Consider the following 24,958-nt stretch of genomic DNA (forward strand, 5'->3'; position numbering starts at 1 on the left):
GCTTATCGCATTAGAGCAATAAGCAGCTGCAAGTTATGCCGCGTCAGTCAGTTGCCGGGCGATTTGCTGGCTAAGCTGCTGCACTGCCTGTCCCAGCGCCTGTACCAGTGCAGGGTAACCATCGTCGGTTAAGGCAATACGAATATTGAAAGGTTGTGAACCTTGCTGCGAACTCAGCGCAAAGCGGCCACTGACAATAGCATGGCCGTCAGCCAGGCCGTGAAACTGCTCCAACTGCACAGAAATACGCACAGTGTCGGGCCGGGCCTGTAACACTGCTGCATAGCCTGGCGTTTGTGCCAGCACTCTGTCACGTAACTGCCGTTGTAATTGCTGAGCCAGTGCCTCTGCCCACAAGTGCTGGCGAGCCGTAACCAATTCAACATCAGATAACTGCATTACTAACCCGCGGCCATTGAGATAGCTGGCTACCTGTACCGGCTCAATATAAACAGACCCCGCTTCAGAGACTGAGCTGCCCGGCGTTACCGGCGCTGCCGGTAACTGGTAATAATTACTGGCAGGCTGGCTGGCACAACCCGTTAGCAGCAAAAGCAGCGCCGCTGTAATATATCTCATTGCTTTGCCCTCTTCGGTTCAGGATCTTTAGGAATATCAGCTTCAAACACCAGCGCATTACTTTGCTGATTTAGCGTATGGAGTACAGGTTGCAACTCCCGTAGCACCTGATCCAGCGTTTGCAGGTTACCATTAAGTCTGTCGTAAGCTACTGACCCAGGGCTTAAACCAGCCAGCATCTGCTGCAGATCCTGCAGGCTTTGTTGTAACTGTGCCGGTAACTGTTGCACCTGTGGGCTGGATACCAAAGCATCCAGCTGAGTGACCATTTTGCTGGCGTTTTGCAATAAAACCTCGGTACTTTGCATAGTTTGTTCACTTTGCACCAGCAACTGCTCAACCGGCAGGTTATTAATTTTATCCAGTGCCATCAGCACTTTTTGTTCAATATTACTCAGACCGCTACGGGCAGTGGGTAACATCGGGTAACCTGCGCTCTGGCTTAGCGCCAGTTGCTGTGCCTGCATGGCCTGTTGCTCAACGTCTGGCGCCGCATCCTGGTTGATATCCAAATCAATATAAAGTGCGCCGGTTAACAGGTTGCCGGTTTTTAATGCCGCATACATGCCTAAATGTGCAGCTTTCTCCAGCTCCTGACGCAGTTGCGCTAAACTCAGGTTTTCATACAAACGCCCGGCTTCAATACGGATAAGCACCGGTATGCCCTGTTGCAGTGACACCTCAAACGGTTTATCGATAGAAAAAAAGAACGGTACGCTGGTAACTGTACCAACCCGGACACCGCGGTATTCTACCGGTGCACCGGCTTTTAAACCGCGTACTGACTCTTCAAAAAACAGCAGATATTCAACAAATTCACTGTATAAACCTTCCTGAATACTCTGTTTATTCGGAAACAACTGAAATTCAGCACCGTTTTTTACTGCTTCACCTGCCGGCCAACCCTGCATTAAATCGAAGCTGACACCACCGCTGAGTAAGGTAGTGGCAGAGCCTACATCAACCTGCAACCCTTCTGCCGACAAATCGACTGAAAAACCACTGCTAAGCCAGAAGCGTACATTCTCTGATACCAACACATCAAACGGCGCGCGGATATACAACTGGTATTGGGTACGGCGTAGTGTCAAATCAAATTCACTTTGTTCTACCGTGCCGACCTCATAACCGCGATACAATACCGGATCGCCAACCACCAGCCCACCGCTATCAGCTGTACTTAATAACACCCGTATGCCCGGCGCGTCGGCGGGGGCAATAGGAGGCGCGTCCAGCAGCGGGTACTCCAGTTGCTGTTTTTCCGCATCGCCCGGCTGCAGTTCTATATAAACGCCCGACAACAGGGTATTAAGCCCGGTAATACCACCGCGGCCAACCTGTGGCTTTACCACCCAAAACTGTGAGCCGGTGTTTAGCAGAGGGGTAATATTCGGTTTCATCCGTGCTTTAATGATCACTTGCTTTAAATCATCACTCAGCTCAACCGACACCACCTGGCCTACATCCACACTGCGGCTTTTGATCTGGGTTTTTCCAGCAATAATACCGCCGGCGTCAGCCGTTAGTAAGGTGAGTAAAGCCCCCTGTTGCTGGTAATGGTTGTACAGCATCCAGATACCTATCAAAACAGCCGCTATCGGCACCACCCAGATCGGCGACCACTGCTTTATCCGGCTTACCTGTGCACTATGTTGTTGCGTCAAAACTGGCGTCCTCTTGTTCGGCCAATGGGTCCCAGAGTAATCTTGGGTCAAAACTCAGTGCTGCCAGCATGGTCAGGATCACCACTGCCGCGAATACCAAGGCCCCTACACCGGGATATACACTCATAAACAAATCAAACCGTACCAATGCCGCCATAATAGCAACCACCAGTACATCCACCATAGACCAGCGGCCAACCCAGTCTACCAAACGATATATTGTACCGGAGTGGCGCTGGCGTCGTGAAAAGGGCAAACGGGTTAAATAACATAACCAGAACATAATCAATATTTTAGCTACCGGCACTATCACACTGGCAATCAGTATAATAATGGCTACCGGGTAGGCGCCATCCTGCCACATTAATATCAGGCCACTGATAATGGTTGAGTCGGTTACCTCACCAAAAGAGACTGTACGCATAATAGGCAACAAATTGGCTGGTATGTATAGCAATGTTGCTGCAATCAACAACGCCATGGTGTTTTGTACACTGGCCTGCTGACGTATCCGCACTTTGGTATTGCACCGGCTGCAGTGGCTTTGTGCCAGCGGGACTAAAGCGGTACACACCTGGCATAATTTTAAATTTTGCTGTAAACCGGTTTTACCGGCATGCGCTTCAACCTCCGGTATCGGATAGGGTGCAATTTTGGACCACAGCTCGCGCCGGTCAATCACCTGAAAAGTACGCAGATGCAACAAACAAAACAGGCAGAACGCCCAAAAGCTGGGGCCCAGCGAAATATCAGCATCAGCCACTAATTTAACAAAGCTGATAATCAGCCCCATCAGAAAAATGTCTACCATACTCCAGGGTTTTAGCATGTACAGTACCCGGGCTACCCAGGTACAGGCTGGCAAGGGGTAAAGCATCCCCAACTTTAAATACAATACAGCCAGCATACAGGCGGCAGGCACAGCCTGAATAAACAGCCAGATCAAAATCGCCAACCATTGTTGGTGCTCTGAAAATAATACTGAGGACGTATCAAAAAAATTCATTGCGTTGCTGTTGCCAGCAGCAAACATACTGACAAAGGGGAATAAATTAGCCAGCAATAACATAAATAATGCACTACCGGCATACAACACAGGGCGTAATACCGGTTGTGGATGGCACGCATCCAGGTGCAGGCCGCAGCGGGAGCAACTTGCCTCTTCGCCCGGTGCCAGTTCTGGCATTAACTGAACCAAATCACAATGCCGGCATAATACCAACTCACCAGACAGCCCTTGCGGCCTTAATGGTTTTGATAAAGGTACAGCTGAAGTATCAGATATCATCACGTGTCAGGCTTACCTGTTATTACGCGGTGACACGGTTCTAGCAAACCAAGGCTGAACTCTGCCTGAGCAAAAACCATGTAAATTCGGATACAATTTATAGCATAATCACAAGCACTTAGCGATGTAGGCAGCAGCTAAACAGCTTAAAAAGTTATATTCAGCCGAAAAGAAAAAACCCGCTAAGGCGTTAACCGTAGCGGGTTCTTCGTATATGGCGGGCGCAGGAGGATTGCAGGCGGCTATCCTGCCGCCTGCCCTGCGAGCCAGCTAAAGCTGTGCCAATTTGCTCCCGGCAAATTGGTCGAACCTTGCGGAGCTTCTCATCCGCCTGCGTCAAATTACCTCAGGCCAGAATTAAAAAACCCGCTAAGGTTTTAACCGTAGCGGGTTCTTCGTATATGGCGGACGCAGGAGGATTCGAACCTCCGACCGCTCGGTTCGTAGCCGAGTACTCTATCCAGCTGAGCTATGCGTCCGGTGTGTAACTATATGCAGCACAATTATTTTAAAGCACAGTGCATGATGCTTCCCAAATCAGATGGCGGACGCAGGAGGATTCGAACCTCCGACCGCTCGGTTCGTAGCCGAGTACTCTATCCAGCTGAGCTATGCGTCCATCTGATAAAATGGCGGAGAAAGAGGGATTCGAACCCTCGATAGAGTTTCCCCTATACACCCTTAGCAGGGGTGCGCCTTCAGCCACTCGGCCATTTCTCCGCTCTGTGTTGCGGCGTGTATATTAATGTCTCAGGAAAATAAGTCAAACAATTTTTAGAACTGAAAAGTGCGTTTGCCGACCTTTTAAGCAATTCACCGGAAATAAGTCATAAAACGTACAAAATCGGCAGAATTCGTCGGCAATCAGCAGATATAGCTGGGTTGTTAGTCGTCGTCACCATAATTTGCATCAGGTGAACCTTTCTCGGCCTGAATACGCATATAAATCTCTTCACGGTGCACCGATACTTCTTTTGGTGCATTAACACCAATACGTACCTGATTACCTTTCACACCCAGCACCGTTACTGTTACTTCATCACCGATCATCAGTGTCTCACCAACACGACGAGTAAGAATTAGCATTCGTTTGCTCCTTGTTCCTTTAACCCAGCGTGACTCACACCGGTGTATACGCTAAAACGCAGTATCATAACTCAGCTGGCTGACTGATTAAAAGGCAGCGGGTTAAATTAATGATATATGCCATCAGCAATTTTGCTGCAAAACGGCTGTATTGTAGCAATTTGCCGTGCGGCTACTGCAGATATTCGATATTCCGAAGTCGATTCACGGCAGATAACCATTTTGTCTGTTACGGCAATGCAGCGTTGCAAGATCAGTAAAGAAAGGCGTCAGCGCCCTTCTTTATACTAATTCAAGCAGTTTAGCTTAGTTTTGCCGCGATGTTCGCTTTTGCCTCATTCAGCACCTGTGGCAATGCGGCTACATCTGTACCACCAGCCTGTGCCATATCTGGCCTGCCGCCACCTTTGCCGCCCAACTGTTCGGCAGCCCAGCCAACCAGTTGGCCAGCATGTACTTTAGTCGTTAAATCAGCTGTAACACCAGCAATTAAGCTGATTTTGTCATCATTTACCGTGGCCAGCAAAATCACGCCTGAGCTGAGTTTATTTTTCAGCTCGTCAAGCATAGTACGCAGTGCTTTAGGTTCCGTAGCGGGAAGTTGTGCTACCAACACGGTAGCACCGGCTACCTGCTGCGCCTGATCCAGCAAAGAGGCTCCGGCATGGCTGGCCAGTTTGGCTTTTAGCTGCTCAATTTCTTTTTCCAGTCCTTTGCTGCGCTCCAGCGCTTGCTGTACCCGCTCGCTAATGCTGAACATATCGCCTTTAAGCGCGCTGGCAACACTTTGTGCCTGCTGTTCCAACTGCTGCACAAAAGCTACCGCGCCGGCACCGCTAACGGCTTCAATCCGGCGGACACCGGAGGCAATACCGCTTTCAGACACTATCTTACACAGGCCGATATCACCGGTACGGGTAACGTGAGTACCACCACACAGCTCAATAGAAAATTCACCCATACTCAGCACGCGTACTTCATCATCATATTTTTCGCCAAACAGCGCCATAGCACCGGCAGCCTTTGCCTGCTCAATTGGCATTAACCGGGTTTGTAACAGATGATTCTGCTGAATTTGCTCATTAACCAGCTGTTCAATGGTACGCAGCTCTTCTGCTTTTACCGCTTCAAAATGGCTAAAGTCAAACCGCAACCGATCGGGACCTACCAGTGAGCCTTTTTGCGTTACATGCTCACCCAGTACTTTACGCAGCGCCGCATGTAATAAGTGTGTAGCTGAATGGTTTTGTTTAATAGCGCTACGACGCGCGCTGTCTATTTGCGCATCTACATTGTCACCCACGGTTAAAGCACCGCTGATATAACCTTTGTGGGCAAACGCTTTAGCCAGCTTAACGGTGTCCTGCACAGTGAATATTGCACCGCTGGCCAGCGTTAAACTACCGGTATCACCCATCTGGCCGCCGGATTCGGCATAAAACGGCGTTTTATCCAGTATAACCAGCCCCTGCTCACCATCGCTAAGGCTGCTTACAGCCTGGCCATCACACAGTATTTCTACGACTACTGCGTTGCCAAATTCCTGCTCATAGCCGGTAAAAGCCGTTTGCTGGCTTGAGGTTAATGTGGCGTTGTAATCGGCACCAAAGTTAGATGCCTGCTGCGCGCGTTTGCGCTGCTGCGCCATGGCAGCATCAAAACCGGCCTGATCAATTGTCAGGTTACGTTCACGGGCTACGTCGTTGGTTAAATCAACCGGGAAACCGTAAGTGTCATACAGTTTAAATACCAGTTCGCCGGGTAATTCGGTACCGGTTAAGCCAGCTAAGGCATCTTCGAGAATAACCAGGCCACGCTCCAGCGTTTTACCAAACTGCTCTTCTTCCAGTTTTAGTATTTTTTCTACTACCGCCTGCTTTTCAACCAGTTCAGGGTAAGCCTCCCCCATCTGCGCAACCAAAGCGGCCACCAGTTGATAGAAAAATGCACCTTTAGCGCCCAGCTTATTACCATGACGCACAGCCCGGCGCACGATACGACGCAACACATAACCACGCCCCTCGTTTGATGGCTGCACACCGTCAACAATTAAAAAAGCACAACTGCGGATATGGTCTGCTACCACACGTAACGATTTATCGGTTAAATCAGTGGCGCCGGTGGCGTTAGCAGCGGCTTTAATCAGCGCAACAAAGGTGTCAATTTCATAGTTGCTGTGTACGTGCTGCAAAATAGCGGCGATACGTTCCAGTCCCATGCCGGTATCAACACTGGGCTTAGGCAGTTTTTCCATCCGGCCATCGCTGTGGCGGTTAAACTGCATAAATACGATATTCCAGATCTCGATATAGCGGTCGCCATCTTCTTCCGGCGATCCCGGTGGGCCGCCCCAAATATGTTCGCCATGATCATAAAAAATCTCGGTACAAGGGCCGCACGGGCCGGTGTCGCCCATGGCCCAGAAGTTATCCGACGCATAAGGCGCGCCTTTATTATCACCGATACGGATTATCCGCTCAGCCGGCACCCCTACTTGTTTTAACCAGATATCGTAGGCTTCGTCGTCGGTTTCATACACGGTAACCCAGAGTTTTTCTTTGGGTAGTTTCACCACCTCTGTCAAAAACTCCCAGGCATAGGCAATAGCCTCCTGTTTAAAGTAATCACCAAAACTGAAATTACCCAGCATTTCAAAAAACGTATGGTGGCGGGCGGTGTAACCGACATTTTCCAGATCGTTATGTTTACCACCGGCACGCACGCAGCGCTGGGCAGATACGGCCCGGTTATAACTGCGCGGGTCCTGGCCGAGAAATACGTCTTTAAACTGCACCATACCGGCATTGGTAAACAGTAAGGTGGCATCGTTGCCTGGGATCAGCGAGCTGCTGGCCACTACCTGGTGCTGTTTGCTGGCAAAATAATCTAAAAAGGCGCGCCTGATACTGGCCGATGTCATAGTCATGGAAAATCCTGTCCGCTTGGGTTTTACTCTGTTTGATTAATGGCAAATTGAATTTGTTCGTTACTAAAGCCACGGCGCTGCATATACGCCATGCGTTTAAACTTGTCTTTGTATTCAGTTACTATGCTTTGGCCGTATTTCTTCCGGTACAGCTGCTGCGCCAGAGCAAACCAATCTATTTCCAGCTCTGCGGCGCACTGCAATACCTGTTCACGGCTGATGTTTTGCTGGCGGCACTCCTGCACTATATAGCCCAGGCCATAGCCTTTATTTACCCGGCTACGCACTAACATACTGATAAAACGCTGCTGATCAAGGTAGTTTTCGGCTTTACACCAGGCAATTACCTTAGCAATATCGTCAGCCTCACCACCTTGGCGGCTTAAGCGCTGGCTTAGCTGGGCTTCGCTGTAGTCACGCCGGCTCAGCCAGTTCAGCGCCATGTGTTTTAATTCAGCAAGATCTGCCAAGGCTACACTTCCAATACGGCTTCATCAGTGGGTTTAACCTGCAGCGCAAAAAACTCATTAAATGATAAAAAGAATGCGATATTCAGCAGCGGTATCACCAGCAATAAACCGATAAACAGCGTTGGCATGGTAAGCATTATCAACCCCATACTCAAGAGGCCAAATACCACCAGTGCGGTAATATTACGCCAGCAGGCAATAAAGCTGGCCTGCATAATGGCCAGCAGCCGGCGTTCCTGTAAAAAGTATGCAATAGCAACGGCATAGGCAAATACCATCCAGGTAAGTAAAAACCCCACAACAAACAGTAGTACCAAAGCCCCGCTAACGGCTTGCTGTTGATGCTGCACCAGCAACTCTGCTGCCAACACACTAAGCGGAATTGATGCCAGCATATTTAATGCTGCAATACGGATAAACACAGCCCGGCATGCAGCTTCCTGCAGTGGCTGAAACAAGTTAACAAACTGAATGCTCTGTTTTTGTTGCACCGCAACCACGCTTTTATACACACCGGCAGTTAAAAACGGGTTAAGTAAAATACCGACAATCGCGGTTAGCGGATGCAATTGGCTAACCAATGCAATAAACCCCAGTGTGATAAACATTAACACCCACACCAGCGGCGCCTGCATAAAAATAGCCCAGCTTTGTTTAAACCAGCTTAAACACGCCAATGCATTAACCCGGCGTACAATAAGTTTTACCTTAAACTGCTTATCCACGATAACTCCACAAAACAGATAGCAGCCCGGCTGCTATAAAACTGGCGGTTATGATACTGCAAAATGCGGCAAATTAAGAGGGGATAACGGATAACCACCCGGATGAGTGGTTATATACAGATATATTCAGAAGCTAACAGCCATTTCATCCAGTAAATGCCTGCTGACGCTGCTCTGGCGCAATTGCCATAACAAATAGCGGATATCCAGATGTACAGCCCGGCTACGTCTGGCGTCATAGTGCCAGTTTGCCAGCTGATTTTCTGCCACGCCGGAAAACATCAGGCCGACTAGCTGGCCCTGGGTATTAAAAGTAGGCGCACTGCTACCCCGCCCACAGGTATCTATGGTGCTGAGAAAATTAACCGGTAACGATGTATCCGTTGTAGCTAATGCGCTGGCTGGTGGCTGTACGGCCATACCCTGCACCGTACTGAACGGCTGATACCATACTGCATCAGCCGGCTGATAGCCTTTAACAGTACCCACGCTAAGCCGCAACGTACCATTGGCATCAGCATAGGCCAACTCGCCGTTTGCTTCGGCATAGGCCAGGTGTATTTCCATAACCAAAGGCCGTATTTGTGCCAACTGGCTGGCCAGCTCAAACCGCTGCTGTTCCAGTTCTGTACCTACATTATGCATAGCAACAGCAAAACTAAGCAGGGTATCGCGGCTTTTTTCAAACTGTTTTGCACTGCGTTCCAGCCATAAGCTGCGTTGTTCAGCATCACGCAGACTGGTGCCACGGTACATAGTTTCCAGTTTGTGCCGTACAATCTCCTGGTTAAAACCATCACCCAACGCAAAATAATGATCTAAGGCGCCAATACGGGCCGCCGGAGGTAAACTGGCATACTGGCGCAAAAAATGTAACGCCAGCTCTAAATCTACACGCACATCAAACTGCTCGGGCATTTCGCTGATCAATTGCTGTAACTGTGCTACTTCGGTGGCTACCTGTTGTTGCTCAGAGCTGTCTTTTGCCTGCTGTTTTGCCAGGGCCACTTTGTATAAACGCCTGGCCAGAGTAGGTAACTGGGCCCGGCTAAGATAGGTTAGAACCAGATCACGCTGTGCCATAATTTGCTGCTGTGCGCTAAGTTGCTTCAGCCGCTCAAGCCGGGGCTGATACAGCTGCTGGCGCACCGGGCTACCGGCAATCCAGGTATTAAGCTGTTGGCTTGCGGTATCTTTTTTCTGCTGCAAACTACTTTGCTGGTAGCGTGCAATCATATTTTGCTCTTCAACCAGGCTTTGCTGCAAAGAGCGTACTAAATCCTGATACTGTCTGGCACGCTCAGAACCAGATGGCGCCAGTTGCGTGATAAGCGCTAATGTCTGCTGCCGATATTGCACTGACTGCGGGTAATATTGCTCAAATAAAAAGCGTACTTCGTCAGCACTGGCATAGCGTGAACTTTGCTTAGGAAACGCAGCCGCCATTACCGTATCGCCTTCGGTAATACCTTTTGCCGACAAGGTTAAATGTGCTGCGGGTTTAAAAGCAGTGTTGTCTGGCGCATAAGCGCGTAAAAAAACGTAATCGGCCTGATACTTTGGCCAGCCCCAGTTTGGCGCCAGCTCAGATGATACTGCCGATAGCGGTAAATGTACCAGCCGCAGTTGCGCGATGGGCTCTAATGTAACCAGATAATATTCCAAACCATCGTGCTGGCTGGTCACTTCACACTCATAGTTGCTGCGCTGCTGGCACTCAGCGACAATTTTCTGGCTAAGTTGCTGCAGGGCTGTAGCCCGCTCGGCTGGGCTGGCATTCGTATCAAGCTGGCGGTTTAACTGTACCGTTACGTTTTGTATCTGCCGGATCAGCAAGGCCCGGACACCCGGTAACGGTATTTCATCTGCTGCATTGGCAGCTGAAAATTCCTGCTGTGCTGTACTAAACCCAACTTGCTGCAGGCTATCGGCCACACAGGCGTAATTTGTCAGCAACAAACCCGACGCCGACACAAATGCAGCACTGCAGTTATTTAACCGTACCAGAGCATTTAACGGCAAAGCACTGAAAGCATCAGCTTGCTGCTGCGCTTTTAGCAGGCCTTGAGCGACCAGCCGCGGTTTTAACTCAGGTAGCTGCTGTGGTTGCCACAAGCCTTCATCAGCTGCAGCGGCGCTACAACACAGTGCTAGCAACACAGCGATATAGCGATAAACTTTTCTCATATAGGAACATCTGTAAGCTTCAACGGCGCAACGCTAACATATTCTGCCTGCGACTAAGCCTGGCTTGCGGTAAAGCGCACAAATATGCGGTAACCAACAAATGATAAAGCGTTGAAATTCAGCACTGCCGCACTTGACCTATAACCCGGCGGCCGCATAATACACGCAGCTAAACTCACCGGAAAAATTATGGAAAACTTTATTGAAAGACTGATGTATGCATCGCGTTGGATTATGGCACCTATTTACCTGGGTTTAAGCCTGGCGTTGCTGGCTCTTGGCCTTAAATTTTTTCAGGAAGTATTTCATATACTACCGGTCATTTTTAGTATGAAAGAGGTAGAGCTGATTTTGGTAGTATTGTCATTGATCGACATAGCCCTGGTTGGCGGTCTGATCGTTATGGTGATGTTTTCCGGTTATGAAAACTTTGTCTCACGGCTTGATCTGGAAGGCAATGATGACAAACTCAATTGGCTGGGTAAACTCGATTCCGGCTCACTGAAAAACAAAGTAGCTGCATCTATCGTTGCGATATCGTCTATTCATCTGTTAAAGGTATTTATGAATACCGAAACCATCGCGAACGAAAAAATTCAGTGGTACTTGCTGATACATATTACTTTTGTGTTATCCGCCTTTGCCATGGGATATCTGGACAAAGTACTGCGCAAATAAACCAATACGCCTTCAGCCTGCCTGCTAAACAGTCTGCTGACTACTACCAAGCGTATAGGGCTGTGCAAACAGGAGGTTGAGCATAGTGAAGAGCCTATTTAACTGCTGCCGGATGCTGCTGTATATAGTGTTGCTGTTATGCAGTTGCCCTATGCTGGCATTGTCATCCGGCCAGTCCGGTACCCCGCTGCTAAGCAACTTTAAGCCGAAAGATTATAACGGCGGCACGCAAAACTGGGCCTTGGTGCAGGATCAACGAGGCCTTATTTATGTTGGTAACAACGTAGGCATACTGGAATACGACGGTGCTCACTGGCGTATGATCCCCACCCGCAATAAAGCCGTGGTGCGCTCTCTGGCACTGGCCAAAGACGGCCGTATTTATGTTGGCTCTAAGGGTGAACTTGGCTATCTTGATACCAGCCCCGCCTCTGGCAGCCGGTATGTTTCCTTGCTTGACCGCATTGCGCCAGAGCAGCGAAATTTTCAGGATGTGCGCCAAACGTTTGCCACCGACGATGGCGTATACTTTGTCAGCCGCCATTATATTTTTCTGCTTACACCGCAACATGTCAGAGTATGGAGCAGCAACAGCGCTTTTCTCAAAGCATTCTGGCTGAATAACCGCCTGATAGTACGTGAAGAAGGCACCGGCCTGCTGGAACTGAAACAAGGCGACTTTACTCTGCTACCAGGCTCTGAGCAATTTGCCAGCACCAGCGTATTTATGCTGGAGAGCTATAACGACAACACCCTGCTGGCCGGTAGCCGCGAAGATGGCCTGTTTTTGCTGGACAGCAGCGGTGTCAGGCGCTGGCAAACTGAAATAGACAATGTATTACCACAAGCCCTGCTTTATAGCGGTATTAAATTAACTAATGGCGACTTTGCGCTGGGCACCACGCAAAACGGTTTATATATTCTTAGCGCAGATGGCCGGTTAAAAAGCCACATTACCAAACAGTTTGGTTTGGTAGATCAGAATATCAGAGCGCTATATCAGGACCACCAGCAAGGTTTATGGCTGGCACTTGACCATGGCCTGAGCAGGATTGACTTATCATCTGCGCTGTCTTACTACAACAACGCCAGTGGCTTATACGGCAATGTGCTGTCGCTGTATCAACACAGTGGAACACTGTATGCCGGCACCAGCCTGGGTTTATACCGCCGTAACAGCCAGAATCAGTTTGAAGCCATCAGTCCGGTACAAAAGCAAACCTGGGACTTTATCAATTTTGAGCAACAGCTGCTTATTGCCAACAGTAACGGCGTTTATGCTTTACACCAGCAGGACATTACACTGATACGCCCGTCAGAGCTGGCCAGCAAAGTACTCTATCAGTCGGTACAAAACCCGCAGCGGGTATTTGTTGGCTTGCAAGATGGCCTGGCCAGTATGCGCTACGAACACGGCCAGTGGTATGACGAAGGCCGCGTACCCGGCGTGAGCGGCAATTTGAACAGCATCTATGAAACTGCCGGTGGCGATTTATGGCTGGGCACTCTGGCACATGGTATTTACCGTCTTAGCCTGCCACAAAACTGGCAGGGTGGCAGCTCGGTGCCGCTGGTAGTAAAACGCTTTACTAAAACGGCTGGCCTGCCCAGCGAAAACCGTAACTCAGTACATTGGTACCAGCAACAATTGCTGTTTGCCACAGTCAGTGGCTTCTACCGTTTTGATAGCACCAGCGGGCAATTTGTTGCTGACAAGGTGCTGGGTGCCGCCTTCCCTGACACCCAACCCTGGGTACGTTATCCGCAAATAGATCAGTACAACAACCTCTGGCTGCTAACATGGGACAATATCACCGGCAGCCGCCAGGCCGGGGTATTATTTGCTGACGACAATGGCTTGTATCGCTGGCAGGCTTCATCCTTACTACCACTGCAGGATATTCCGCTTGATACGCTACTGATCGACCAACAAAATGTGGTGTGGTTTGGTGGCGCTGAGGGTATTTTCCGTTTTGCTATCACCGAACACCGCAACCTGCCGCCACGGCTGCCGTTAATACGACAGCTCAGAGCACTGGACGGCAATATCTTCTACAGCGGTGGTGCCCTGCCTGCGCAGCTAAAGCTGGATGCCGCCAGCACAGAGCTGCGGTTTGAATACGCCAGCCCCAACTTTAGCCACTTATTTTTGCCGCAGTTTCAGGTAAAACTGCAGGGCCATGACAAAAACTGGTCGGGCTGGAGCAACGAGTTATACCGCGATTACACCAACCTGCCCGCCGGTGATTACCAGTTTATGGTACGCAGCCTGGATTATCAGGGTAATTTACAGCTGTCGGCGCCACTAAACATTAATATTGCTCATCCGTGGTATGCCAGCCCATTAGCATGGCTGCTGTACACGTTGCTGGCAGCGGCCTTGGTGTACCTGCTGCTAAAATGGCGCACTCACCAATTAACAGCTGAAAAACAGCAACTTACCACCTTAATAGAACAGCGCACACTGCACCTGCAACACACTATGCAGCAATTACAGCAAGCCAAACACACGGCAGAGTCTGCTACTGCAGCCAAAAGCGAATTTCTCGCCAATATGAGCCATGAACTGCGTACACCGCTAAATGCCGTACTGGGTTTTGCCGAACTGGCGCAGCACAGCCAGGATGCTAAAACCCGGCAGAGTTATCTTGCTAAAATTCGTGCCTCGGGAAAAATTTTGCTAAGCATCATTAATGACATTCTGGACTTTTCCAAAATAGAAGCCGGTAAGCTGGAGCTGGAACAAGCGCCGTTTCATCTGTCACAAACTATTTTGCAGGTTACCGACATGTTTAGTGCTCAGCTACAGCAAAAGTGGCTGAGCTTTTCGCTGGAATTGGACAACAGCATCCCGCCGGTACTGAGCGGCGACGCACTGCGGATAAGCCAGGTGTTAATTAACTTACTCAGCAACGCCATTAAATTTACCGAACGTGGCAGTGTCAGCCTGGCAGTAAGCCCGGTTGGTAGTGCCGGTAACTGCCTGTTGCAGTTTACTGTTACCGACACCGGTATTGGCATCAGCGAAGCACAGCAGGCACGTTTGTTTACCGCATTTAGCCAGGCCGATAGCTCTATCAGCCGTAAATATGGTGGCACCGGCCTGGGCCTGACAATTTGTCAGCGGCTACTGGCACTGATGGGCAGTAATCTTAATGTTAAAAGCAGCGAAGGCCAGGGCAGCAGCTTTAGCTTTGTAGTGCAGTTTAACGCCGCCAGTGCAGACAGCCTGGAGGCTACCACCCCGCCACCGCTGCAACTGGCTGAAGACAAAACATTTCAGCACACAGTGCTGCTGGTAGAAGACAATTATTTTAATCAGGCTCTGGCGCAAATTATTTTGCAAAAACTCGGCCATAAAGTTATTAGCGCCAATAACGGCGAACAGGCATTAGAATATGCAACGCAGCACCCAATCAGCCTGGTGTTAATGGATATAGAAATGCCGGGGCTTAACGGTTATGACACGGCACAGCGACTACGCCAGTACAACAGCTTTGCAAGCACCCCGATTATTGCTATGACAGCACACCACTCAGAGCATGTGCGCCAACAATGCCTGCAAGCCGGTATGAACGACATGCTAACCAAACCGATCGACGCTACTACACTGGCAACACTGCTGGAACAATGGCGCTAGCACAACTGTGCAGCGCTTTGCCTTTTAACGCAGGTTAGGCGCTAACCAGCTTTGCGCCTGCTCAGGGCTCCAGCCCTTTTTCGCTGCGTACTCGTTAAGCTGATCAACGTCAATTTTGCTAACGGTAAAATATTTGCTGTCGGGGTGGCCGAAATACCAGCCACTTACCGCCGCACCCGGCCACATGGCATAGCTTTCAGTAAGCTGAATACCGGTTTGTGCCTCTACATCCAGCAACTGCCACAGTGTGCCTTTTTCAGTGTGCTCCGGGCAGGCCGGGTAACCCGGTGCCGGGCGGATCCCCTGGTACAGCTCGCGAATAAGTTGCTCGTTATCAAGCTGCTCTGCGCTGGCATAGCCCCAATACTCACGCCGCACTTTTAAATGCAGGTATTCAGCCAAAGCCTCCGCTAAGCGATCGGCCAGCGCTTTTACCATAATGCTGTTGTAATCATCGTGCTCGGCAGCAAACTTAGCGGCAAATTCGTCGGCGCCAAAGCCGGTGCTAACGGCAAAACCGCCAATATAATCTTTTACGCCGCTAGCCACCGGCGCAATAAAATCAGCCAGGCAATAATTAGGTGCATTATTTCTAAGCTGCAGTTGCTGGCGCAGGTTATACAAACGGGCCTTTTCGATGCTACGGCTCTCATCGGTATAAACCACTATATCTTCACCGTCGCTATTGGCCGGAAACAGGCCAAATACCGCTTTGCCTTTAACATGGCCGCCGTTAATCATGGTGTCCAGCATGGCATTGGCATCCTTAAACAGTTTGCGCGCTTCTATGCCTACTTCTGCATGGTTTAGTATGGCCGGGTATTTGCCGGATAACTGCCAGGTTAAAAAGAATGGTGTCCAGTCGATATAATCACGCAACAGGTTTAAATCAACATCCTGCCACAAGTGTACACCGGGTTGGTTTGGTGCCGGGGTTACTTTACTTAAATCGAGCCGGAATTTATTCGCTTTTGCCTCGTTAAAACTCAGCAGCTTTTCTCCGGGGCGGCTACGGGCATGTTGCTCACGTGCCACGGTATATTCGTGTTTAATCCGCGCTAAATAATCCGCTTTGCTATCTGGCGTAATAAGTGATTGCACAACAGATACACTGCGTGAAGCATTAGGCACATACACGACGCCGTTAGCATAGTTCGGTTCAATTTTTACTGCGGTATGGGCCTTTGAAGTGGTAGCTCCGCCAATTAACAGCGGCTGGGTAAAGCCCAAGCGCGTCATCTCTTTGGCAACATGCACCATTTCATCCAGCGATGGTGTAATCAGGCCGGACAGTCCGATAACATCCACATCGTGCTCTTTGGCTATACGCAGGAGCTCAGCACAGGGCACCATTACACCCAAATCAATCACTTCAAAGTTATTACATTGCAGCACCACACCGACAATATTTTTGCCGATATCATGCACATCACCTTTAACGGTGGCCAACAGCACTTTACCCTGAGCCCTGCCGCCTTCTTTTTCCTGCTCGATAAAAGGCTGCAAATAAGCTACGGCTTTTTTCATTACCCGTGCTGATTTCACTACCTGCGGCAGAAACATTTTGCCTTCGCCGAACAAGTCACCTACCACATTCATGCCGTCCATCAGCGGCCCTTCAATTACATGCAGCGGTTTTTCTGCCTGTAAGCGCGCGTCTTCGGTGTCGGTCTCAATAAAGTCGGTAATGCCTTTAACCAGTGCATGTTCCAACCTTTTGTTTACCGGCAGGCTGCGCCAGGCATCATCAGCTTTTTCGGCGACACTGCCATCGCCTTTAAACTGCGCAGCAATATCCAGTAAGCGCTCGGTGGCATCACTGCGGCGGTTAAGAATAACGTCTTCTACGCGCTCTTTCAGTAGTTCTGGAATATCGTCATACACAGTAAGCTGGCCAGCATTCACTATGCCCATATCCATACCGGCAGCGATAGCATAATATAAAAACACCGAGTGAATCGCTTCGCGCACCGCATCGTTGCCACGAAATGAGAACGACACATTGGATACACCACCGGAGATTTTCGCGTGCGGGCACAGGCGCTTGATCTCGCGGGTAGCTTCAATAAAATCTACTGCGTAGTTGTTGTGCTCTTCAATACCGGTGGCCACGGCAAAAATATTCGGGTCAAAAATAATGTCCTGTGGCGGAAAACCAATTTGCTCAGTGAGAATGTGATAAGCGCGCTGGCAAATTTCGACTTTACGCGCTTTGGTATCGGCCTGGCCTTGTTCGTCAAACGCCATTACTACCACTGCAGCACCGTAGCGGCGTAGCAAACGCGCCTGTTGTAAAAATGGCGCTTCGCCTTCTTTTAGCGAAATAGAGTTAACAACCGCTTTGCCCTGAATGCATTTTAACGCCGCTTCAATAACGTCCCACTTCGACGAGTCAACCATAACCGGCACCCGCGAAATATCAGGCTCTGAGGCTAAAAGCTGCAGGTAACGCACCATGGCTGCCTTGCTGTCGAGCATGGCTTCATCCATGTTGATATCGATGATCTGGGCACCGTTTTCTACCTGCTGGCGTGCCACATCCAGCGCGGCTTCGAAATCGCCGTTTAAAATCAGCTTTTTAAACTTTGCCGAGCCGGTTACGTTAGTACGCTCGCCAACGTTGATAAATCGGGCCTGTTGCTGCATTACCACTCCAGAGAAAAGGCTTCAAGGCCAGCTAAATGAAAACTATGGCCGGGCGCTTTGGGCTGGCGTGGCGGCGCATTTTTTACTGTATCCGCTATGGCTTTAATATGCTCTGGCGTAGTGCCACAGCAACCGCCGACAATATTTAAAAAGCCCTGTTTGGCCCAGTCGCCAATTTCTGCGGCCATTTCAGCGGCGCCCAGATCATATTCGCCAAATTCATTTGGCAAACCGGCATTAGGGTGTACCGATACATAAGCTTCAGATACACCTGACAAGGTTTCGACATAAGGCCGCAGTAAATCCGGGCCCAGGGCGCAGTTGAGGCCAAAGCACACCGGCTCAACATGAGCCAGGCTGTGGTAAAAAGCCTCAGTGGTTTGCCCTGATAAAGTACGGCCGGAGGCATCGGTAATAGTGCCTGAGATCATTACCGGCAGTTTAAAACCCACTTCATCAAATACTTTTAGCACCGCAAAGGCCGCCGCTTTTGCATTTAGCGTATCGAAAATGGTTTCCAGCATAATAATGTCGGCGCCACCTTCAATTAAAGCATGCGTCGATTCAGTATAAGCCTCTACTAATTCATCAAAGCTGACATTACGAAAACCAGGGTCATTTACATCCGGTGATATCGATGCTGTGCGATTAGTTGGCCCTAACACCCCTGCAACAAAGCGCGGTTTATGTGGCTCAAGTTTGCTGACTTCATCACATACTTTACGTGCTAAGGCGGCCGACTCACGGTTAATCCGTGCCGATAAGCCTTCCATCTGGTAATCGGCCATGGCAATGCTGGTAGCATTAAAGCTGTTGGTTTCAACAATATCGGCACCGGCTAGCAGGTACTGGCGGTGAATATCAGCAATGAGATCCGGCTGGCTTAATACCAGTAAATCATTGTTGCCTTTTACATCGCACGGCCAGTTGGCAAATTCGCTGCCACGGTAATCAGCCTCTTGCAGGCGATGCTGCTGGATCATGGTGCCCATAGCGCCATCGAGAATAAAAATACGCTCAGATAACAACTTGCGAAAATGTTCAGGCGTTAGTCTTGCAGTCATAAAGTACTCGTTGTAATGCTAAATAGCTTAAGCGCTGCGGCCAATCTGGCTTAGCTCAAACGGCGTGGCCTGATAAACATAATAGTTCAGCCAGTTGCTGAACAGTAAAAAGGCGTGACTTTGCCACAGCTTTTGCGGCCCCTGCAAGGGGTCATTGTGGCGGTAGTAGTTTTCCGGCAGCTTAGCCGACACTCCGGCAGCTAAATCACGCTGATATTCTTCATCCAGCGTGGTTAAATCATATTCCGGGTGGCCGGTAACAAACACCCGGCTGCCACTGCTGTTTTGCAGTAAATAAGCGCCGGTAACATCAGCTTCGGCCAGAATATGCAAATCGTCATGCTGCTGGTATTTTTGCTTCGGCACCTGGGCATAGCGTGAATGTGGCACTAGAAACTCATCATCAAAACCGCGCACCAATGGGCAAAGCGGCTGGCTTACCTGCTGCCAGTAAACGCCGGATAATTTTTCACCACGGATTTCGCGCTGCAAACCATAATACTGATACAGCGCCGCATGCGCCGCCCAGCATAAAAATAAGGTGGAGGTAACATTGTTATCAGCCCAACGTAAAATATCGCCAAACTGCGCCCAGTAAGTGACATCTTCATAATCAACCAGCCCCAGCGGCGCACCGGTAATAATAAGGCCATCGTACTTTTGCTGCTGTACTTCAGAGAAGTAACGGTAAAAGCAGTTTAAATGGCTTGGTGGTGTATTTTTACTGACATGATCATCAATGCGCAGCAAATCAACATCCACCTGTAGCGGGCTGTTGGCCAGCAAACGCAATAGCTGAATTTCGGTAGCTATTTTATTAGGCATTAAATTTAAAATAGCAATTTTCAGCGGCCGGATATCCTGCGACTGCGCCCGGCTTTCGGTCATTACAAACACATTTTCGGCCGACAGCGCTTCTACCGCCGGCAACTGATCGATCACTTTAATAGGCATAGCCATACCCGGTTAACTGACATAGCCGCTACTTTGCGTAAAAGCGGCCTCAAAGTCAACTTCTATACGTTTAGATGGCTAAATAATGAGAGGCTATTGTCAGCATTGCGCTACAGCCAACCTTAGTGATGGCAGCTAAACAATTGCTGAAAAAGGCGTTAACGGCTATTTTGAGTACAATATTTTTGGCGTGGCAACTTATCAGGGTAATTTATGGCAATACAATTTATTCCACTTATCAAGGCGCTTGCGCCCTATCTGACAACAATAGCCACCAGCGCTATTCCGGCGTTTACCTCAAAATCAGAAGCAGCTAAATCAGACCCTGTGCTGGCACAGCAAATTACAGAGTTACAGAATGCGGTAACAAAAAATGCCCAGTCGCTGCATATTATTGCCGAGCAATTACAAAAGGTTATTACCTCTGCCGAAGAGGCATCGGTAGAAGCACAACGGCAGGTTGCTACCTATAAAGCTTTGGTATTAGGTAGCAGTATCGTTTCTGTTCTTGCCATTGGGGTGGCGATTTATAGCCTTATCGGCTAAGGGCTGCCTTCAAAGTGTAGTGGTCTAATTTAACCCACAAAACTTTATAAAGTTGATAACTGACATAATTTGAGGTGCAGTGCCTAACGCATCAACATTAGCAAAAGCAGGATCATCTAAAGAGTCAGACTGAGGAAATACAACGGTTACCGTATCGCCGGTGTTGTCATTATAAATCGCGGCCCACAAGGTTGATTTACGCTCAATTGCCAATTCTGTATAAACGCACATCATCCATCGGGAAGCTGGCGCAGAGCGCTGCTGAAAGCCAGGTATGTTTAACGTCGAGTAACCGTTTTCTCTTGCTACTTCAGTAACCACATAATCAAAGGCCGTTATACCTCTTTCTTTTGACGACATGGTAAAGAGTTCACTGGCGTTTAAGTTTGCAGTAAAGACCGCTGAAGTTAGCAACAACGTTAGTAAAATAACTTTCATAAGAGGCTCCTTGTAGATATATAGATGCGCGAACTTTTGAGTGTTGCAGCATATGCCCAAGCATTGATAAAGCTAACTACCGTGCTTTGAGACATTAAAGCCCATGTTGTAAAAACAGTAGTCAATACAGCGACTAGCCCAGCAGCTCTAACGCCATAGCTCACAGCTTTCTTGGCATATTCCACCGAACTAATATCTGGCCAGAAAAATTATCATTTCTTATCCCTACGGGGCATCCAGGCATTCCTCAATCGAGTTTTTCATATAGAAAACCAGCGCTTCAAAACCCTCTTGATTCCCCCATCGATCGTCAATCATCCCCAAGTAACCTTCTCGCGCATACTTCAATAGCATTTTATGATAAGGAGGTACCTGCTTTTCCGCCCACTCAGCAGCCGCATCTTTTGGAGCAATATCACCGGTAGCAGCGGTCAGCCACATACGTGATAAGGTCAGAACGACATTGCGTTCGTCTCCTGCTGTCTCAGCCAAAAGACCGGGCAAAGAATCACGAATTGCCCTTCGGATATCAGCCTTCGGCACCGGATCGAAAAGCTTTTCAGCAGAGCTCCCGTATAACGGCAGGCTGTTATCGATCACTTTCTTTAGAACAATTGCAAGATCAGGATCAGGGGTTGGTTCCGGAACATTTCCGACCTCAAACTCCTCTCGCAACCACTCACCGTATACAAACTCAGCCCGAGGCGGGAATTGCCAAGGTACGACATCAGAAACCGTCATCACAGTTAACTCTAGCGGCCTAATAGCTTGTGGATTCCCAATCACGCCGGATACGCTCATTAACTGAGATACCAAGGCCTTTCTCTGTTCAAAAGTAGGCGAGCCAGAGACTGCGACCAAGATATCTACATCACTGTCGCGCTTTAAACCACCAACAACGGCAGAGCCGAAGAGATACATGCCGACGATCAAATCACCAAGCACACCTTCAACGACTGACTGTGCCTGTTTCGCTTCATCTGGTATCTCCATATTTGCCATATTCTCCGAAAGTTCCTTTCGCCCTAAGGCCAGCCACAAACGCGAGCAACTTGTTCCGAGTCGAGCCGCGAAGCGGTGTTTTGAGGGCGATTGTTAGAGCTCACAGCTTGATGACTGCTAACATATCTTCTCCATCTTCATCCAAACCCACCTCCTGAAAGCCAAAACTTGAATAAAAATCTTTGGCCACTGGGTTTTCAGGGTTATAGCAAATTTCTATTTCTTTTACTTTGTCACTGGCTTTGATTTCATTGAGTGCCAAATTTAGCGCAGCTCTACCAATACCCGCTTTTTGAAAACGTTGATCCACCATAAAACGCCAAATAGAAACTTTTCCTGGCGTTTCAGATACCCACATGAAAAAACCGACAGGTTTATCGTTTTGATAGATCACTCTACAGGTATGCCCTTGGCAGTAATGTGACTCAACCAAAGACCACATATTGCTCGCAACATATTCCTGTTGCTCATCAGTGACATCTAAGTCACATACTGCTTCATAATTTGAACTTGTCACATCTTCCAGTGTGATACTCATGACTTTCCTTAGCTCTAACGCACGTCATAAACGGCGCGAAGAACGAGCGTCCGGCGACCGTAGGGAGCGAATTTAATGGCTTTGTTACGTGTTTTTATCATCCTAAGCACCAAGTAAAGGAAGATGTTTCAAGCTATGATACTTTAGTGCCAACTCGATACAATGACTCAATGGCCCCTTATCGACATGAGCACTCAAGGGGATAACAACTGCTCTTTTCCCTTCATATTCAAATTCAAATTCATCCCGGTATATCTCCTTGAATGTTTCGACCAAGCTGGTCTGACAGTGAAAATATACCTTGATGGCCTTTGGCTCTTTGGGCTTCCAGTCTATTCGGATCGGACTACCACCTTTTACAAGATAGCTGGCTTCACCCCACTTGAGGGTTTCTTCAACAGAACCTAAACTATTCACTTCCGCAACCGCCAAAATGAGGTGACGGGCCTTTTCAAGCTGCTTTTTTGCCTCTACAGGATAGCTGTCAAACTTGGCTTGAACTTCAGGGTTCACGAGACCTCCGACAAACGTGACACGTAACGCACGCCTAAACGACGAACAACTTGTTGCGAGTCCAGCGGACGCAGGCCGCGTTGTTTAAAGCACTTGTTAGGGCATGCGGTTGCATATCATGTTAGACCTTCGCAACGATATCAACATAATCTTGAAGAATACGTTTTAGAAGAGATGACATACGGATTGCTTCATCACGCATCATATTTACTGTATCACTGCATATATCTTCAAGGACCTCTCTGACCTCCCACATTTCACCGCTTTCGATACTTTTTATCCCGAAGCCTAGTTCCCTTGCTGCCACGATAAGATTCAGATCAAAGTGCTTCTTGCCCTTCCAAAATGTAGAACAATGTACGAGGTTGTTTCTTAGATCAATAGCGCTTTCAAATGCTTCGTGAAAGGCTTTACGTACAAATGCTACGTTGCTACTCTCAATATAGCCGCGGCTGGCGGCAGCCTTGACCGTTCTATTGTGAATTTCTCTAAATCGATAAAACTCATTGAAATAAGTACGAACAAGCAGATAGTACCGCGTCTTCGGCGAGCCAGTAAGCAGCACATAGTTTGTTGGAAGAGTTTTAAAATCATTCAAAACCAGATTGAGGTTTTCAATAACTTCGTTATTCTCTACCACCCAACGGAATAAGAAAAGGGCGACATCAAGGTTCTTATCAAGATAACCAACATTAATTGAGCCGCTTTCAATTGGCGGGCCATCACGCTCCATAGACGAGATCATTAATGGATTTAGACGTTTCAAATCCTCCATGTGCTTTTGAGGATATGGAATGTCCTCAATTTCCTTAGTTGGTTGCTGCCACATATCTTATAGCCTTAACAGCTTATTCAAAGGATCTAAACCCGCGAGTTGCGTTGCTAAGATCCCGCAAGTTACAAAATTTTATCCAGTCTAGGGCGCTGGTTGAATGTAAATCAAGCATTTTTATGTTGTAGCAATTTTTGTTGCTGCAACTTGCGGTTTTTGCACCCGCGAATTGCTGATAAAAAACTCAAAGGCCAAACTGTGTTTTTAAACAGGTATTTCAGCTAGCCTGATACCAAGCTTGTTAAAGCCTGCAATTTTTACAATTCTTACCCTCTACCCTGAATACCTTACCGAACCGGGCTCAGGGCATTTTCGCTAAAGCGCCCTGCTGACGCGGTCTTGCCAATGTGGAATAGCTCTTGCTGCTGTTATAGGTAGCTTAACCGCGCTAATAACACTTGCGTTATCAACAACACCGTTTAACAACTAAGGAGCACACATGGCTATTATCAAATGGGCTACTGCAAAATATGAAGGTCTTGGCAAAGACGGTAAAGGGCATGTTTCTACTGAATCAGGCGCTTTGAAAGATCAGCCTTATGGCTTTAATACCCGGTTTGAAGATAAAGCAGGCACCAACCCGGAAGAGCAAATTGCTGCTGCGCATGCGTCGTGTTTTACTATGGCGCTGTCTTTTGGCCTGGCAAAGCTGGGCTTTAATAAAGGCAGCTTAGCGTCTAAGGTTGCCATTACGCTGGTTAAAGAAGGTGATGGTTTTACCATTACGAAGTCCGAAATAAAGTTAGATGCCAAAGTGCCGGGCATGAGTGGTGAAGACTTTGAAAAAGCAGCGGTAGAAGCCAAATTAACCTGCCCGATATCCAGGTTGCTAACTTGCGACGTTACTTTGGATATTACCTCGTTTGAAGGTAGTTAAGTTGGGCTAATCTGCTCTTGGCGTAACGCCAAACGCCCGTTTTATAACGTTAAAACGGGCCGCTTTAAATACCATGGAGCCTTATTAATGACATCTGAGCAAACGGAACAAGAGTCGCGTAATTTTATGCATTATGCAGCACTGAAAACGGCCATTATTAATAATGAAGAGCAGCGGGTAAAAGAGCTGTTGGCCAACAAAAGCATGCAAACGCTGGAAAAGGGCTACCTGCTGGATTTAGCCAGGTTAAATAATAACAGCGCTATATTGGCGTTATTAGAAGCCGTTCCGGTGGTGCCATAACG

21 protein-coding genes and 3 tRNA genes are annotated in these 24,958 nt (G+C 48.5%); 5 read left to right on the forward strand and 19 right to left on the reverse strand.

Translation table 11 applies throughout. The annotated features are described in order from the left end of the window. Positions 1-33: 33 nt before the first annotated feature. From M2404_RS10575 to M2404_RS10625, 11 genes are all read right to left on the reverse strand, one after another. Positions 34-579, reverse strand: a complete 546-nt coding sequence (locus M2404_RS10575) for a PqiC family protein (RefSeq protein WP_259239695.1) — start codon at positions 577-579, stop codon at positions 34-36. After that, the gene (pqiB, locus tag M2404_RS10580) at positions 576-2,243 is read right to left on the reverse strand and encodes an intermembrane transport protein PqiB (RefSeq protein WP_259239696.1); all 1,668 of its coding nucleotides are present in this window, start codon (positions 2,241-2,243) and stop codon (positions 576-578) included. The genes M2404_RS10575 and pqiB overlap by 4 nt, the downstream gene beginning before the upstream one ends. Next, positions 2,227-3,531, reverse strand: a complete 1,305-nt coding sequence (locus tag M2404_RS10585) for a PqiA/YebS family transporter subunit (protein WP_259239722.1) — start codon at positions 3,529-3,531, stop codon at positions 2,227-2,229. Before M2404_RS10585 ends, pqiB begins: the two co-directional genes overlap by 17 nt. Before the next feature lie 402 nt (positions 3,532-3,933). Next, positions 3,934-4,010: transfer RNA gene (locus M2404_RS10590), tRNA-Arg, on the reverse strand. 63 nt (positions 4,011-4,073) lie between these two features. Beyond that, positions 4,074-4,150 (reverse strand) — tRNA-Arg (locus tag M2404_RS10595). 11 nt (positions 4,151-4,161) lie between these two features. Further along, positions 4,162-4,251 (reverse strand) — tRNA-Ser (locus M2404_RS10600). 165 nt (positions 4,252-4,416) lie between these two features. Next, positions 4,417-4,617: a carbon storage regulator CsrA gene (gene csrA / locus M2404_RS10605; RefSeq protein ID WP_259239697.1), complete on the reverse strand. Its 201-nt coding sequence runs from the start codon at positions 4,615-4,617 to the stop codon at positions 4,417-4,419. A 301-nt stretch (positions 4,618-4,918) separates the two neighbouring features. Then, positions 4,919-7,537: an alanine--tRNA ligase gene (gene alaS, locus M2404_RS10610; protein ID WP_405047782.1), complete on the reverse strand. Its 2,619-nt coding sequence runs from the start codon at positions 7,535-7,537 to the stop codon at positions 4,919-4,921. A gap of 29 nt (positions 7,538-7,566) precedes the next feature. Next, positions 7,567-8,013 carry a regulatory protein RecX gene (locus M2404_RS10615; protein WP_259239699.1) on the reverse strand — a complete coding sequence of 149 codons (447 nt, stop codon included), beginning with the start codon at positions 8,011-8,013 and terminating at the stop codon, positions 7,567-7,569. Between the two features lie 2 nt (positions 8,014-8,015). Next, positions 8,016-8,738: a DUF2189 domain-containing protein gene (locus M2404_RS10620; RefSeq protein ID WP_259239700.1), complete on the reverse strand. Its 723-nt coding sequence runs from the start codon at positions 8,736-8,738 to the stop codon at positions 8,016-8,018. Between the two features lie 126 nt (positions 8,739-8,864). Continuing rightward, positions 8,865-10,925 (reverse strand): S46 family peptidase, encoded by a 2,061-nt coding sequence (locus M2404_RS10625; RefSeq protein WP_259239701.1) that lies wholly within the window; start codon positions 10,923-10,925, stop codon positions 8,865-8,867. 189 nt (positions 10,926-11,114) lie between these two features. Between M2404_RS10625 and M2404_RS10630 the strand changes: the two genes are divergently transcribed. Both M2404_RS10630 and M2404_RS10635 read left to right on the forward strand, forming a co-directional pair. Beyond that, positions 11,115-11,603 carry a TIGR00645 family protein gene (locus M2404_RS10630; protein WP_259239702.1) on the forward strand — a complete coding sequence of 163 codons (489 nt, stop codon included), beginning with the start codon at positions 11,115-11,117 and terminating at the stop codon, positions 11,601-11,603. 85 nt (positions 11,604-11,688) lie between these two features. After that, on the forward strand, positions 11,689-15,243 hold the full coding sequence (locus tag M2404_RS10635; protein ID WP_259239703.1) for a hybrid sensor histidine kinase/response regulator: 3,555 nt from the start codon (positions 11,689-11,691) through the stop codon (positions 15,241-15,243). A 24-nt stretch (positions 15,244-15,267) separates the two neighbouring features. Here M2404_RS10635 and metH read toward each other — a convergent pair whose 3' ends face one another. Genes metH through M2404_RS10645 form a run of 3 tightly spaced genes read right to left on the reverse strand, consistent with a single transcriptional unit; the run spans position 15,268 to position 19,907 of the window. Further along, positions 15,268-17,889 (reverse strand): methionine synthase, encoded by a 2,622-nt coding sequence (gene metH / locus M2404_RS10640; RefSeq protein WP_310503082.1) that lies wholly within the window; start codon positions 17,887-17,889, stop codon positions 15,268-15,270. Beyond that, positions 17,889-18,953 (reverse strand): homocysteine S-methyltransferase family protein, encoded by a 1,065-nt coding sequence (locus tag M2404_RS20285; protein WP_310503083.1) that lies wholly within the window; start codon positions 18,951-18,953, stop codon positions 17,889-17,891. The genes metH and M2404_RS20285 overlap by 1 nt, the downstream gene beginning before the upstream one ends. 27 nt (positions 18,954-18,980) lie before the next feature. After that, positions 18,981-19,907, reverse strand: a complete 927-nt coding sequence (locus tag M2404_RS10645; RefSeq protein ID WP_259239704.1) for a homoserine O-succinyltransferase — start codon at positions 19,905-19,907, stop codon at positions 18,981-18,983. A 213-nt stretch (positions 19,908-20,120) separates the two neighbouring features. Here M2404_RS10645 and M2404_RS10650 point away from each other — a divergent pair, with 213 nt between their 5' ends. Next, positions 20,121-20,453 carry a hypothetical protein gene (locus M2404_RS10650; protein ID WP_259239705.1) on the forward strand — a complete coding sequence of 111 codons (333 nt, stop codon included), beginning with the start codon at positions 20,121-20,123 and terminating at the stop codon, positions 20,451-20,453. A 24-nt stretch (positions 20,454-20,477) separates the two neighbouring features. On the opposite strand, the gene M2404_RS10655 is transcribed toward M2404_RS10650, so the two are convergent. From M2404_RS10655 to M2404_RS10675, 5 genes are all read right to left on the reverse strand, one after another. Continuing rightward, positions 20,478-20,891: a hypothetical protein gene (locus tag M2404_RS10655; protein ID WP_259239706.1), complete on the reverse strand. Its 414-nt coding sequence runs from the start codon at positions 20,889-20,891 to the stop codon at positions 20,478-20,480. 225 nt (positions 20,892-21,116) lie between these two features. Continuing rightward, positions 21,117-21,893: an aminoglycoside adenylyltransferase family protein gene (locus M2404_RS10660; protein ID WP_259239707.1), complete on the reverse strand. Its 777-nt coding sequence runs from the start codon at positions 21,891-21,893 to the stop codon at positions 21,117-21,119. A 100-nt stretch (positions 21,894-21,993) separates the two neighbouring features. Continuing rightward, positions 21,994-22,431: a GNAT family N-acetyltransferase gene (locus M2404_RS10665; protein ID WP_259239708.1), complete on the reverse strand. Its 438-nt coding sequence runs from the start codon at positions 22,429-22,431 to the stop codon at positions 21,994-21,996. A gap of 102 nt (positions 22,432-22,533) precedes the next feature. After that, positions 22,534-22,944 (reverse strand): DUF1801 domain-containing protein, encoded by a 411-nt coding sequence (locus M2404_RS10670; protein ID WP_259239709.1) that lies wholly within the window; start codon positions 22,942-22,944, stop codon positions 22,534-22,536. 121 nt (positions 22,945-23,065) lie between these two features. Beyond that, on the reverse strand, positions 23,066-23,773 hold the full coding sequence (locus M2404_RS10675) for a hypothetical protein (protein ID WP_259239710.1): 708 nt from the start codon (positions 23,771-23,773) through the stop codon (positions 23,066-23,068). Between the two features lie 442 nt (positions 23,774-24,215). Between M2404_RS10675 and M2404_RS10680 the strand changes: the two genes are divergently transcribed. Together M2404_RS10680 and M2404_RS10685 are read left to right on the forward strand one after the other, a co-directional pair. After that, the gene (locus M2404_RS10680; protein ID WP_259239711.1) at positions 24,216-24,653 is read left to right on the forward strand and encodes an OsmC family protein; all 438 of its coding nucleotides are present in this window, start codon (positions 24,216-24,218) and stop codon (positions 24,651-24,653) included. A gap of 87 nt (positions 24,654-24,740) precedes the next feature. Further along, a complete protein-coding gene (locus M2404_RS10685; RefSeq protein WP_259239712.1) occupies positions 24,741-24,956 on the forward strand; it encodes a hypothetical protein in 216 nt (71 codons plus the stop codon). The last annotated feature ends 2 nt before the right edge of the window (positions 24,957-24,958 follow it).

The sequence above is a fragment of the Rheinheimera pacifica genome (assembly GCF_024809855.1).
GTDB lineage: Bacteria > Pseudomonadota > Gammaproteobacteria > Enterobacterales > Alteromonadaceae > Alishewanella > Alishewanella pacifica_A.